The organism is Sideroxydans sp. CL21, from assembly GCF_902459525.1.
Lineage (GTDB): Bacteria > Pseudomonadota > Gammaproteobacteria > Burkholderiales > Gallionellaceae > Sideroxyarcus.
Map to the genome: position 1 here is coordinate 1,738,667 of NZ_LR699166.1, position 12,173 is coordinate 1,750,839.

At 53.0% G+C, this 12,173-nt stretch carries 13 protein-coding genes and 3 tRNA genes; 12 read left to right on the forward strand and 4 right to left on the reverse strand.

Annotated elements, in window-relative coordinates; all coding sequences use genetic code 11:
• Positions 1-8 precede the first annotated feature (8 nt).
• From QOY30_RS08045 to QOY30_RS08080, 8 genes are all read left to right on the forward strand, one after another.
• Positions 9-737 (forward strand): ABC transporter ATP-binding protein, encoded by a 729-nt coding sequence (locus QOY30_RS08045; protein ID WP_283746044.1) that lies wholly within the window; start codon positions 9-11, stop codon positions 735-737.
• Positions 734-1,954 carry an ABC transporter permease gene (locus QOY30_RS08050; RefSeq protein WP_283744112.1) on the forward strand — a complete coding sequence of 407 codons (1,221 nt, stop codon included), beginning with the start codon at positions 734-736 and terminating at the stop codon, positions 1,952-1,954. Before QOY30_RS08045 ends, QOY30_RS08050 begins: the two co-directional genes overlap by 4 nt.
• A gap of 17 nt (positions 1,955-1,971) precedes the next feature.
• Positions 1,972-2,622 carry a uracil-DNA glycosylase gene (locus QOY30_RS08055; protein ID WP_283746045.1) on the forward strand — a complete coding sequence of 217 codons (651 nt, stop codon included), beginning with the start codon at positions 1,972-1,974 and terminating at the stop codon, positions 2,620-2,622.
• Positions 2,597-4,405, forward strand: coding sequence for an excinuclease ABC subunit UvrC (gene uvrC, locus QOY30_RS08060; RefSeq protein ID WP_283744113.1), 1,809 nt, complete (start codon positions 2,597-2,599; stop codon positions 4,403-4,405). The genes QOY30_RS08055 and uvrC overlap by 26 nt, the downstream gene beginning before the upstream one ends.
• A 43-nt stretch (positions 4,406-4,448) precedes the next feature.
• Positions 4,449-5,024, forward strand: a complete 576-nt coding sequence (pgsA, locus tag QOY30_RS08065) for a CDP-diacylglycerol--glycerol-3-phosphate 3-phosphatidyltransferase (RefSeq protein WP_283744114.1) — start codon at positions 4,449-4,451, stop codon at positions 5,022-5,024.
• 41 nt (positions 5,025-5,065) lie between these two features.
• Positions 5,066-5,142, forward strand: a tRNA-Pro gene (locus QOY30_RS08070).
• A gap of 40 nt (positions 5,143-5,182) precedes the next feature.
• Positions 5,183-5,259, forward strand: a tRNA-Arg gene (locus QOY30_RS08075).
• 20 nt (positions 5,260-5,279) lie between these two features.
• Positions 5,280-5,355, forward strand: a tRNA-His gene (locus QOY30_RS08080).
• A gap of 282 nt (positions 5,356-5,637) precedes the next feature.
• On the opposite strand, the gene QOY30_RS08085 is transcribed toward QOY30_RS08080, so the two are convergent.
• On the reverse strand, positions 5,638-5,853 hold the full coding sequence (locus QOY30_RS08085) for a hypothetical protein (RefSeq protein WP_283744115.1): 216 nt from the start codon (positions 5,851-5,853) through the stop codon (positions 5,638-5,640).
• A 463-nt stretch (positions 5,854-6,316) separates the two neighbouring features.
• On the opposite strand from QOY30_RS08085, the gene QOY30_RS08090 reads away from it, so the two are divergent.
• A complete protein-coding gene (locus tag QOY30_RS08090; protein ID WP_283744116.1) occupies positions 6,317-6,571 on the forward strand; it encodes a YfhL family 4Fe-4S dicluster ferredoxin in 255 nt (84 codons plus the stop codon).
• A gap of 250 nt (positions 6,572-6,821) precedes the next feature.
• On the opposite strand, the gene QOY30_RS08095 is transcribed toward QOY30_RS08090, so the two are convergent.
• Genes QOY30_RS08095 through QOY30_RS08105 form a run of 3 tightly spaced genes read right to left on the reverse strand, consistent with a single transcriptional unit; the run spans position 6,822 to position 10,059 of the window.
• Complete coding sequence (locus tag QOY30_RS08095; protein WP_283744117.1) at positions 6,822-8,093, reverse strand: NAD(P)/FAD-dependent oxidoreductase; 1,272 nt, start codon at positions 8,091-8,093, stop codon at positions 6,822-6,824.
• 45 nt (positions 8,094-8,138) lie between these two features.
• Positions 8,139-8,846: a response regulator gene (locus QOY30_RS08100; protein ID WP_283744118.1), complete on the reverse strand. Its 708-nt coding sequence runs from the start codon at positions 8,844-8,846 to the stop codon at positions 8,139-8,141.
• The gene (locus QOY30_RS08105; RefSeq protein WP_283744119.1) at positions 8,839-10,059 is read right to left on the reverse strand and encodes a sensor histidine kinase; all 1,221 of its coding nucleotides are present in this window, start codon (positions 10,057-10,059) and stop codon (positions 8,839-8,841) included. Before QOY30_RS08105 ends, QOY30_RS08100 begins: the two co-directional genes overlap by 8 nt.
• Positions 10,060-10,294: 235 nt before the next feature.
• Here QOY30_RS08105 and QOY30_RS08110 point away from each other — a divergent pair, with 235 nt between their 5' ends.
• The 3 genes from QOY30_RS08110 to QOY30_RS08120 all read left to right on the forward strand — a co-directional run bounded on the left by QOY30_RS08110 (position 10,295) and on the right by QOY30_RS08120 (position 12,146).
• Positions 10,295-10,837, forward strand: a complete 543-nt coding sequence (locus QOY30_RS08110; RefSeq protein WP_283744120.1) for a YfcE family phosphodiesterase — start codon at positions 10,295-10,297, stop codon at positions 10,835-10,837.
• A 303-nt stretch (positions 10,838-11,140) separates the two neighbouring features.
• A complete protein-coding gene (locus tag QOY30_RS08115) occupies positions 11,141-11,527 on the forward strand; it encodes a rhodanese-like domain-containing protein (protein WP_283744121.1) in 387 nt (128 codons plus the stop codon).
• A gap of 325 nt (positions 11,528-11,852) precedes the next feature.
• A complete protein-coding gene (locus QOY30_RS08120; protein ID WP_283744122.1) occupies positions 11,853-12,146 on the forward strand; it encodes an ArsR/SmtB family transcription factor in 294 nt (97 codons plus the stop codon).
• Positions 12,147-12,173 lie beyond the last annotated feature (27 nt).

Consider the following 12,173-nt stretch of genomic DNA (forward strand, 5'->3'; position numbering starts at 1 on the left):
GGCAGATGATGAACAACGATTCCGTCATTCATATCGAGCGGCTGTACAAGGAATACGTGACCGAGGCCGGAACCGTGCCGGTGCTCAAGGATGTGTCTTTCACGGTGATGCCCGGAGAGTTTGTAGCCATCATGGGGCCGTCAGGTTCGGGCAAGTCCACCTTCATGAATATTCTCGGTTGCCTCGACGCGGCCACCAGCGGCAGCTACTTTCTCAAAGGACGCGATGTGAACAAGCAGAGCCGCGATGAACTGGCCCTGTTGCGCAATCAGGTGATAGGTTTCGTGTTTCAGGGGTTCAATTTGTTGCCGAGAGCCAGCCTGGAAGACAACGTTGCCTTGCCCCTGATCTATCGCGGCACGCGGCGCGCAGAACGCCTGGCACGGGCGAACGAGATGCTCGTGAGAGTTGGTCTCGGGCAATACGCACGCTCGCGCCCGAACCAGATATCCGGCGGGCAGCAGCAACGCGTTGCCATTGCACGCGCACTCGTGAACCAGCCCAAACTTCTGCTGGCAGACGAACCTACCGGCAATCTCGATACCCATACCAGCCAGGACATCATGGCGCTGTTCACCGAGCTGAACCAGCGTGACGGCATCACCATCGTCCTGATCACGCACGAGCCGGACATCGCCGCCTATGCCCGACGGCTGGTGCGTCTTTCCGACGGAAGCATCGTATACGACGGAGCAGTTGAGCACGCCGCACCGGAACATCTGGAGCAGACGTCATGATCAGCGCCATGCTCAGCGAAGCCTGGATCGCGATGGGGGCGAACCGGCTGCGCACCATCCTGACCATGCTCGGTATGGTCATCGGCGTAGGTGCCGTGATCCTGATGCTGGCGGTGGGGCAGGGTGCCCAGCAGCAGGTGCAGGCATCCATCGCCTCCATGGGCAGCAACCTGTTCATCATACTTTCCGGTTCCACGACTTCCGGCGGTGCCCGCATGGGTGGAGGCGCGTCGCCGACGCTGACCATTGCCGATGCGCAAGCCATCGAGGAATTGCCCTCGGTCAATGCGGCGGCACCGGCTTCGCCCGGCACCGCACAGCTGGTGTATGGCCCGAACAACTGGAGCACGCAGATCACCGGCACCACGCCGAGCTTTCTCACCGTGCGCGATTGGCAACTCTCGGCAGGATTTCCATTTTCCGATTCAGACGTCCGTTCGGCGACCCAGGTGGCGTTGTTGGGCCAGACCGTGGTGCAGAACCTGTTCGGCGACGAAGACCCGGTCGGCAAGACCCTCCGCATCAAGAACAGTCCTTATGTCGTTCTCGGCGTGCTGGGGGCCAAGGGGCAAAGCCTGGACGGGCGCGATCAGGACGACACCGTGCTGATTCCGGTGACGACAGCTCAGCGCAAGTTGTTCGGCACCCGCATCGGGGGCACGGTGCGCTTCATCATGGCGCAGGCGGAGTCGGATGACGCGATGAGCAGGGTGGAAACATCCATCAACGAACTGCTGCACCAGCGCCACCGCATCCGCGAAGGCGCCGACAACGACTTTACCGTGCGCAACCTGACGGCAATGGCGAACACAGCCGCCGAAACCGCACAGGTCATGTCCATGATGCTGGGCGCCATCGCTTCGATCTCCCTGCTGGTCGGCGGTATTGGCATCATGAATATCATGCTGGTGTCGGTCACCGAACGCACGCGCGAGATCGGCATACGCATGGCCATCGGGGCGCGCGGCAAGGATATCCTGCTGCAATTCCTGCTGGAAGCCATTATCATCTCGGTCGTCGGTTGCCTGGTCGGCGTCATTCTTGGTGTCGGCGGGGCAATCGCAGTGAACAGACTGGCGGGTATGGAGGTGCTGGTGACCGTGACTTCTATTATCACGGCCTTCTGCGTGGCGGCGGCAGTCGGTATCTTTTTCGGCTGGTATCCGGCACGCAAGGCATCCTTGCTCAAGCCGATCGACGCCTTGCGATTCCAATAGTGTGAACATAAACAATGATGAATAAATTTTCTACCGATTGCCGGCAGTGTCCGCGCCTTGCCTCTTTTCTGGATGAGGTGAGAGCCGCGCAACCGGACTATTTTGCAAAACCCGTACCTTCCTTCGGTGAGGCCGGTACGCCGTTACTGATCGTCGGCCTTGCACCGGGTATGCACGGGGCGAACCGCACCGGTCGGCCTTTCACGGGCGACTATGCGGGCGATCTGCTGTATTCCACCCTACATAAATACGGTCTTGCAACTGCCTCCGAGCCGCTGGATGCCAACAAACAAGCCAATCCCCGGCTGACCCTCAAAGGCTGTCGCATCACCAACGCGGTGCGTTGCCTGCCGCCGCAAAACAAGCCGGAACCCGGCGAGATCAGGCAGTGCAATAGTTACCTGGCTCAGGAACTGGCGGCGTTGCCGAACGGAGCTGCCGTCATGGCCCTGGGGATCATCGCTCACGAAGCGGTATTGCGCGCCAGCGGCCTGAAGGCGAAAGATTTCAAATTTTCCCACGCCGCGCGACACGCTTTGCCGAATGGTTCGAAGCTTTATGACAGCTACCATTGCAGCCGCTACAATACGCAAACCAAACGCTTGACCGAAGCCATGTTCCATCAGGTCTTTGAATCCATCCTTGAACACCACAAACTTCGATCCTAAAGAATTCATCGCCTCGCTGCCTTTGCAGCCTGGCGTTTATCGCATGCTGGACGAGGCAGGGCAGGTGTTGTACGTGGGCAAGGCCAACCAGCTCAAAAAACGCGTCGGCTCTTATTTCCAGCAGAGCAATCTATCGCCGCGCATCCGCCTGATGGTGTCCCACATTGCGCGCATTGAAGTTACAGTGACACGCTCCGAAGCCGAGGCGCTGCTGCTGGAAAACAACCTTATCAAGTCACTGAAGCCGCGTTACAACATCCTGTTCCGCGACGACAAATCCTACCCTTACATCGTGCTGACCGGCAGCCCGTCGCCGCGCCTGACCTATTACCGTGGCGCAACCGACAAGCGCCATCAATACTTTGGCCCTTATCCCAACGCGCAGGCTGCAAAGGAGAGCATCAATCTGCTGCAAAAGGTGTTCCGCCTGCGCACCTGCGAAGAGGGCGTGTTCAACAACCGCACGCGGCCGTGTCTGCTGCACCAGATCCATCGCTGCAGTGCGCCCTGCGTCGGCATCATCAGCCCTGAGGATTACGCCACCGATGTGCGCAATGCCGTGCTGCTGTTGCAGGGCAAGCATGACGAGGTGGAGAAGCGCTTGCGCGAGGCGATGGAGCAAGCGGCGGAGAACTTGCAGTACGAACATGCCGCTGCGCTACGCGACCAGTTGCAGGCACTGCACACGGTGCAGGAAAAACAATTCGTGGAGAGCGGGCGTGACACGGATGCTGATATCGTTGCGGTGGTTGAAGCAGAAGGCGCGCTGTGTCTGAATCTGGCCTTAGTGCGCGGCGGGCGGCATCTCGGGGACAAGCCGTTGTTTCCACAAAATGTGCAGGGGCAGGACAGTGCCGAAGTGCTGGAAGCATTTTTGGCGCAGCATTATCTCGAGAGCAGTGTTCCTCCGCTGATTATCACCAGCATTGAAATCACCGACGAAGCACTGGAACAGCTGTTGACCGAACAAGCCGGGCACAAGGTGCAGATACGCCATGCAGTGACCGGCGAACGGCGGCAGTGGCTTGAAATGGCGCAGGCTAACGCGCTGCTGGCGTTGCGCCAGCGGGCAGGCCTCCAAGCCGGACAGACACTGCGCCTGGAGGCGTTGCGCACCGTGCTGTCATTGCCCGACCTGAAGCGCATCGAGTGTTTCGACATCAGCCATACCTTGGGCGAGGCCACCGTGGCGTCCTGCGTCGTGTATGACGAACTTGCGATCCGCCCGCAGGAATACCGCCGCTATAACATAAGCGGCATTTCCCCGGGCGATGACTATGCCGCAATGAGACAGGCTTTGCAGCGGCGTTACCAGAAACTACAGCAGGGTGAAGGCAAACGTCCAGACCTGATCCTGATCGACGGCGGTGCAGGGCAATTGGGGATAGCGGTGGAAGTGATGACAGAATTCGGGCTGTCCGACATTGCGCTGGTCGGCGTGGCCAAAGGGGTGGAGCGTAAACCGGGAATGGAACAATTGTTACGACCCGGTGTTGAAAAGCCGCTACAATTGCCCACAGACAGTCCTGCCCTGCATCTGATCCAGCAAGTGCGTGATGAAGCGCATCGTTTTGCCATCAGTGGTCACCGCGCGCGGCGCGGCAAAGCGCGTACCGCCTCATCGCTGGAGGATATTGAAGGGGTGGGCGAGAAACGACGGCGCAACCTGCTGACTCACTTTGGTGGCCTTAAAGGCGTGCATCAAGCCAGCGTGGAAGAATTGGCGCGAGTTGAAGGAATCAGTCCCGCGCTCGCAGAAAAGATATACCAGCAACTCCATTAAATCGAATTTGTTGCTGAAAAAATTTACCGATAATTGCATTGATATGCCGCTCAATATACCGAATCTGCTGACCTGGTTCAGAATATTAATGATCCCCGTTTTCGTCGCGGTGTTCTATGTATCGGACAACACGTTAAGCCTGCACGAGAAACACCTGCTCAGCACGTTCATCTTCTGGCTGGCAGCACTCACGGATTGGCTGGATGGTTATACGGCCCGTGCCTTGAATCAAGGTTCCGCTTTCGGCGCATTCCTGGATCCCGTGGCTGACAAGCTAATGGTTGCAGCAGCGCTCATTGTGCTGGTCAAGCTGAATCTGGTTGACGTCTTTATCGCCTTTATCATTATAGGTCGCGAAATTACCATCTCCGCCTTGCGCGAATGGATGGCGCAATTGGGCAACAGCAAGAGTGTTGCGGTTTCGATGTTGGGCAAATTCAAAACGGCGTTCCAGATGATCGCAATCCTGTTCCTGTTGTATCAGGAGCCTTTGTTCGGTATTTCGACGCTGTGGTGGGGGACATTGCTGATTTATATGGCCGCAGTACTTACACTGTGGTCGATGGTGTATTACCTGATGCTGGCGATGCCGCAGATCACAAAGAAATCGCACGAGTAAAATTGATTTTTTTAGCCGTGCCCTGTATAGTGCGCGGCCTTCGGGGTGTAGCGTAGCCTGGTAGCGCGCCTGGTTTGGGACCAGGATGTCGGGAGTTCGAATCTCTCCACCCCGACCAGGTTCAAGTAGTATGAAGTTTGTTGGTTGCCGACAGAATTGTGCCCGTAGCTCAACCGGATAGAGCACCAGCCTTCTAAGCTGGGGGTTGCTGGTTCGATTCCAGTCGGGCACACCAATAGACATGACGGTTCAACGGTGGCTGTAGCTCAGTTGGTAGAGCCCTGGATTGTGATTCCAGTTGTCGTGGGTTCGAGCCCCATCAGCCACCCCAATTTACTGCATCAACGTAGTAGTCCTTGCTGGTTTTTTCACTGTATCCGATTTTGTGCCTAAGCACGTCTTGCGGTGCATTTTCACATCCAATTCATTCTCAATATATTGAATTAAAATTATTCTTGCCACCATGCATGGATTTAAATTCCAATGCTCATTGCGGAAGATTGAGCTGAATAACCACCTTTGCACTCTCAGAGATATGAATGTGGCATGCCGCTAACGTGGGAGTATCCTGCTGGAGCGGATGCGCCTTTGGGGCTGGCGGGAACTGAGCTGGCTAGTGCTCAAGCTCAGGCACTAAGGGTTCATCAGTACGGCCTTCATCCGCAATACGCAACGCATCCGCTTCCTCATCAGCATTTCGTTCGTGCATCGTGAGGAGTTCATGAAAATCCCATGCCGCTTCGCTCCCGGTTGATTCCTGCAAGGTGCTTCCGGGAACGTTGTCTACGTCGGGAGTTGGGTCTTGCGTTCTGAAGTTGCTTTCATCCATGTCCGCTCAACTCGTATCAGTCAGCACTATCATTCAGGTCATAGCCTGAGTGGGAGTTGGTGAAATATGTGTGCCAGTGTATTTGTGGCAGTCATGGCAGTTATGCTATGTCATTCATGGCGTATTTATCAATGGCCGATTCTGGGTATGCTAATATTGTTGAAAATATCTATTTGAAAATAAACAATAAAAATGAAATTTACCGTGCTGGCATAGTGGTTGCTAAAACAGAGGACGCATACGTCTTATATGCAATGAAGTTAGTTAGGCACCTCACTGATTGGATACTCCCTCCTTTCAGACTCTTCCTGTGACGCTTTGCGTCACAGGTATTTTTTTTGATTTGTCTACCCTCTGAACTTTCATCAACTTTTTGACTGTGGAGGCGGGCTTCTATGAGCATTTGAGCCAGTTTATGTTGTCTGGTGCGATATAAAAAATGGGTAATTTTTAGGAGTGAAAAATGGCTTTGTATATTACTGAAGAATGTATCAACTGCGATGTGTGTGAACCGGAATGTCCGAATGGCGCCCTTGTTCAAGGCGAGAACCTTTACGTCGTCGATCCCGAGAAATGTACTGAATGTGTTGGTCACTTCGACACGCCGCAATGCGTAGAAGTCTGTCCTGTCAATTGCATCACTCAGGATCCTGCCCATTTGGAAAGCAGAGAACAGTTACTCGCCAAGTTTGAGAATATGTTGGGCAAGGAAGCGTAACTCTTTCAGATATGCTCTTTTTTGCGAATGTCATGAAAGTTTATGATTGTGATATTGCCACTGCCTTCCCCACAACTTGCATTCTGGACAAGCACGGAGTCGTAGTATTTCCGATATTGGCCCCGTCGTGGACTGGTCGCAGTTATTGCAGTTATTGCGCGACATGGCAACCCGACCGGGAAAATAATCAAATTTGCCAAACTAAAAGCCCCGGATTTCCGGGGCTTTTTAGTTGGTTTTGGACTTGTGCTTATTTCAGCTTTTCGATTCCCAGCATTTTCATAATGCTGCCTTCGTAGAACGGTTCAGACGTGCCTTTTTTCATCTTGCGGATGAAGTATTTTTCGAAAGCGACTTTGGCAAGATGTACCCATTTGCCTTCGGAGAACCAGTTCACGTTGCGCGGTGGAATTTGCGGAATAGCAACGAATGCGACACCGCTTTCACCAAAATCGGCCAGGCAAACGGCATTCCATGTCGCTTCCTTGTCTGCAGGCTCGCCGACCAGATCTGCATGGATATTATGCACGGTGGCGGTAACCATGGATTCGATCATGTAGCCGGTCTTGGGGGTGCCGCATGGAACCGGTGTGGCTTCCACAGGAGGAATAGCGACACACACACCAACCGCGAAAACGTTCTTGTACTTTGGGTTACGCTGGTGCTTGTCCACGACGACGAAACCACGTGCCTGAACCAGTCCGTCTATGCCGAACACCGCATCGACTCCCTTGAAGGCGGGCAACATCATGCTGTAGCTGAACGGAAGCTCGTGTTTCTTTTTTTCTACGCCCATGTCGTCATGCTCGGTGACGAACATTTTGCCCGCTTCAATCTTGGTGACCTTGGCATTGCATATCCATTTGATGCCCTTGTCACGCATGCCGGACTCAAGGATACCCCTCGAGTCACCAACTCCGCCCAAGCCCAAGTGACCAATGTAGGGTTCTGAAGTGACAAATGTCATCGGTACTTTAGTGCGAATCTTGCGTTTGCGCAGATCGGTTTCCATGATGAAAGCATATTCGTATGCGGGACCGAAGCAGGAAGCACCTTGTACGGCGCCAACCACAATGGGGCCGGGCTTTTCGCAGAAACTTTCCCACTCATCATGCGATTTCATTGCGTGATCCACATGGCATACTGAATATGTGTGGCCACCGTGCGGCCCCAGTCCCTCGACTTCGTCAAACGCCAGCTTGGGACCTGTGGCGATCACCAGGTAATCGTAATCGATGCTCTTGCCATCGTTCAGTTCGAGCTGATTCTTGTCGGGATGAACACGTTTGACGCCAGTGGATATGAATTCGATGCCCTTGCGTTCCAGATAAGCGCGCACAGGAAACTCGATCTGCTTGCGGTCGCGCCACCTGACACCCACCCATGGGTTGGATGGGACAAAATGGAAGTTTTCGGTGTTTGAGACGACCGTAACCTTGTGCTTGCTGTCCAATTTATCTCGCATCTCATATGCCGCCGGCATGCCGCCAAGACCTGCTCCCATAATGACGATGTGTGCCATGTTATTTCCTCTCTGTATTGTTTATTAATGGAACGAATGCCTGATTTACTTGCTGCCTTGCTTCTTTGAACTGACCTGCATATTCGATGATGCTTCACTGTTTTCCGGTGTTCCTTGCTCCTTGGCGAAAAGCACGGCAGCCTTCACCCTGGACGACAGATTGAGTTTGTTCAAGATGTGCCGCACATGTTGCTTTACTGTGTCGTAACTGATCGATAGCGTAAGGGCAATGGCCTTGTTGCTTTCGCCGCGAGAAAGCAATTGCAGGATTTCGCGTTCGCGCTCGGTCAGAAGTTTGAGTGAATTTCTCGGCTCCTGCCCCGGCTGATCTCCGCGCAGCATTTCGATCATCTTGACTGTCATGGTCGGTGCAACCACCAGTTCACCGGCAGCAACACGGCGAATGGCATCCACCACTTCTTCGGGGGCCATATCCTTAAGCAGGTAGCCGCGCACTCCGGCGCGTATTGCGCTGCCTAGATCCGCTTCTGAATCACTCATGGTCAACATCACGGCAGGAATGGTGCAGCCTTCCTTGCGCAACTGTTCAAGCATGGCCAGACCGTCCATCGGTTTCATACGCAGATCCATGACCAACAGGTCTGGTTGCTCTCGAATAAGAGCGCGCAGCTCTTCGATTGAGCCGACCGCACCGATTACATTGAAATCGTAGCAGTGCGTGAGCAGTTCGCTGAGTCCGCGTCGACACAGCCCCTGGTCGTCTACCAGCACGATCTTTAGTTTGTTATCCATGTGCTGTTCTCCAGTTTAGCTCGGGTTCGGGGAAGAACAGTTGTACGCAAGTTCCCAATCCTTTCGTGCTTTCCACTTTAATTTCACCGCCGATACGTTGTGCACGTTCGCGCATGATGATGATCCCGTAATGCCCTTCCAACGGTGAAAATGTCCCAACTCCGTTGTCTTCAATTGTAAATACATAGTAGCCGCAAAGATGATCGACTATCAACCGTGCATGGCTCGCGCTGGAATGTTTGGCAATGTTGGAGAGTGCCTCGCGCACGATGTGATATGTCTGGATCTCGTGCTCCAGCGGCAGGTCGAGATCGGCGACGCGGATGGAGCAGTCAAGAACGATGTAATGTTTCAGGACAAATTGCTCGACCAGTGTCTGCAGCGCATGCAGCAGTCCTGCCGGATCCATGTCGCTGCGAAAATCAGTGATAAGTGTACGGACCGCTTTCTGGCCGATTTCGAGAGCTTCATCGATATCACGTACATATTTTGTTGCCATCACTTCGTTGTTGTTCCGTATCGCGTCGCTCAGCAGCGTAGTACTCATGCGTGCATAGTTTAAAGTTTGTGCAAGCGAATCGTGGATATCGTTGGCGATGGATTGACGCTCCATCAACAATTCTTCCCGTTTGGCCTCGCGTGTTGATTTGATGTGTTCAATGAGAGAGCCCATCAGGTCGGCAAAACTGTTCGCCATGGCTGCCGAGTTGCCGGAGGAGGATTGGGGGGTGTCGAAAAAAAGTGTGAAAACACCGAGTAAGACTTCAGGGGTATTGCGGCATACAAGCGGAATGGAGATCACCGAGCGAAACTGCCTGGGTTGGTCGCCATTTCGTGTTGTGCAACTTTCGATATTGGTAGAGCAGAGGCCATGTTTGAAAGCGTCTTTGCCGCAATCTTCGCAAGCCAGTTCGACGATACGCTCGGCTTCAAGTTCTTCTCCTGACAATCCGACTGCGCTGATAACTTGCAGAGTCTGTTCGTCCGGGAGCAACACTCGCACCACAGCGGCCTTGGCCTTGAGAAAACTGGTGGCTGTTTCCAGGAAAGTGTTAAGCAGTGTTTTGAGGTCGCTGGTGCGGGCAGCAGTGAACTCTTGTTCCACGCAAGCCTCCAGCCCGCCATTCTTGCCGGGAAACACCAACTCAGGGTCGCGTGTCCAGTAGAAAGCGACGTTGGCTGACTCGTCTGTTGACTTGAACTTTGTATCCATAACATCCATCGATAAAATGTCCGAAAGCCCTAAATTTATGTCTGATAATACCTCTAACCTAGCATTCCAAATAGCCATACTAGGGTATGCCGCTTTATCTTTAATATCAACAGAACCTTGTTGAATTTTTAACTGCTACCCCTTCAGGGCTATAGTCACCCCACCCGATGTAGCTATAGACACTCCGAGCAGGAATTATGCCTAATGTGACGGAATCCTCGCGATGCAAATTGGTATGAAGATCTGTATTGTTTCCGACAGCCATGACCGCTCAGATCCCCTTGTGGAAGCCATTGCAGAGGCGCAGGCTGCCGGGGCACAAGCTGTCATACACTGTGGTGACCTGATCGGCGTCAATACCTTGCGCGCCTCGCTCAAGCTGGGTATTCCAATCCATGCCGTACATGGCAACAATATCGGCGATGTAGCTGCACTGTACCGCATGATGGCGAAATCCAACGGACTGTTTACTTATTATGGACAGGAAGTGGCGCTGGAACTTGGTGGGCGCAAGATATTCGTCACGCACATGCCGCATCACGGTCAAGCTTTCGCCTGTACCGGAGACTATGATCTGGTTTGCCATGGACACAGTCATACCGCTCATGTCGGGAAGCAATCAAACATTACCGGCGGACATAGCTGGCTGGTCAATCCCGGTTCGGTTGCGGGCATAGACGCTCCCGGTGTAGTCGCAGTTCCAACCTGGATACTTGGCGATCTGGAACACATGTGTTTTGAGATACGTACCCTGCAGCATTCTGCATGGGAGGCCTAAGATCATGGTGCTGTAATGATCGTCACGCCCTGCCAGTTGTGCCAAGCCAACATCGAGATTGACCAATCGGAGATCAACAAAAATCAGGGTGCTAAACTCGCCATCCCGCTCGCCATCCCGGCGGTTTATTTTTAACTGGTGAGCGTTGCCTATGGTGGCAGCATCAAGCACGCCGGGCTTGATGGGCACGTCATTCAGCCGAAGAAGTTGAAAAATATTGCGGAAAGTGATTTGGCAAAGCGCTATCTCTGTTTTCGTGGAGGTATAATCGCTCCATCCTGAACAGATCAACAATGAGCGAACATGCAGCACCTCAAGCCTAAGGAAGCATACGAATTTCTAAAATTGAACCCTGAAGCGGTGTTTGTCGATGTCCGCAGCGAGATGGAGTATATGTTCGTCGGGCACCCGCGTGGCTCTATTCATATCCCCTGGGTAGATGGTCCGGAGTGGGAGATCAATCCGATGTTCATCGCCCATGTGCGGAAAGCCGCCAGTGTCAATCGGCCTATCTTGCTTATCTGCCGCTCTGGGAGACGTTCTGCGGATGCCGGTCTGGCCTTGGAGAATGCAGGTTTTAAGGATATTTATAACGTCGAGCACGGATTCGAGGGTGATCTCGACGATACCCACCATCGCAATTCACACAATGGTTGGCGGTTTGATGGCTTGCCATGGGCACAAACCTGAACTTGATCATTATCTGGCTAATGCAAGTTCAATCTGACAATGAACGTCGATTCGCCAATGTATCCTCCGGCAGCCACCGCTGCGAACCTCAAAGATGACGATTATTTTGGACCCTTAGTGGTCTGAATAGCTTGAACACTGTATTTTAAAGCGGAGTTATGTAACTTTAATACATTGAATATTAGCTATTTATCTGGCAATAGATTCGCTATGTTAGAATATTCTTATATTGTGTTATACTGATGCCGTTGCAATTTGTGAATGATTTTACCGATTTCGCCTATATGTTCAAAATGACAAGTGAAACGGAAAGGCACAGGCAAATATGCTGATCGATAAGGACGAGGACTTCATCATCACAGCGGCCTCATTCAAGGCTATCTCGCATCCCTTGCGCCTCAAGATTCTATGTGCGTTGGGCGATGGCGAGTTGAGTGTACAGGATATCGTTGAGCAGGTTGGATCTACGCAGAGTAACATTTCACAGCATTTAGCCATTTTGAGATACAAGAACTTACTGGCGACACAAAAAGATGCTAATCGTGTGTATTACCGTATCAGCGATTCGCGCACTCTTAATCTGGTAAGCATGGTGCGGGATGTATTTTGTTCTGTGTGATGAGTTTTCAATCTATCCAGATATTTA

What these genes read in the sequence shown, in the direction of transcription:
- QOY30_RS08045 (WP_283746044.1), top strand. Translation starts at nt 9, where the DNA reads ATGAACAACGATTCCGTCATTCATATCGAGCGGCTGTACAAGGAATAC.
- QOY30_RS08050 (WP_283744112.1), top strand. Translation starts at nt 734, where the DNA reads ATGATCAGCGCCATGCTCAGCGAAGCCTGGATCGCGATGGGGGCGAAC.
- QOY30_RS08055 (WP_283746045.1), top strand. Translation starts at nt 1,972, where the DNA reads ATGAATAAATTTTCTACCGATTGCCGGCAGTGTCCGCGCCTTGCCTCT.
- pgsA (WP_283744114.1), top strand. Translation starts at nt 4,449, where the DNA reads ATGCCGCTCAATATACCGAATCTGCTGACCTGGTTCAGAATATTAATG.
- QOY30_RS08085 (WP_283744115.1), bottom strand. Translation starts at nt 5,853, where the DNA reads ATGGATGAAAGCAACTTCAGAACGCAAGACCCAACTCCCGACGTAGAC.
- QOY30_RS08090 (WP_283744116.1), top strand. Translation starts at nt 6,317, where the DNA reads ATGGCTTTGTATATTACTGAAGAATGTATCAACTGCGATGTGTGTGAA.
- QOY30_RS08095 (WP_283744117.1), bottom strand. Translation starts at nt 8,093, where the DNA reads ATGGCACACATCGTCATTATGGGAGCAGGTCTTGGCGGCATGCCGGCG.
- QOY30_RS08100 (WP_283744118.1), bottom strand. Translation starts at nt 8,846, where the DNA reads ATGGATAACAAACTAAAGATCGTGCTGGTAGACGACCAGGGGCTGTGT.
- QOY30_RS08105 (WP_283744119.1), bottom strand. Translation starts at nt 10,059, where the DNA reads ATGGATACAAAGTTCAAGTCAACAGACGAGTCAGCCAACGTCGCTTTC.
- QOY30_RS08110 (WP_283744120.1), top strand. Translation starts at nt 10,295, where the DNA reads ATGAAGATCTGTATTGTTTCCGACAGCCATGACCGCTCAGATCCCCTT.
- QOY30_RS08115 (WP_283744121.1), top strand. Translation starts at nt 11,141, where the DNA reads ATGCAGCACCTCAAGCCTAAGGAAGCATACGAATTTCTAAAATTGAAC.
- QOY30_RS08120 (WP_283744122.1), top strand. Translation starts at nt 11,853, where the DNA reads ATGCTGATCGATAAGGACGAGGACTTCATCATCACAGCGGCCTCATTC.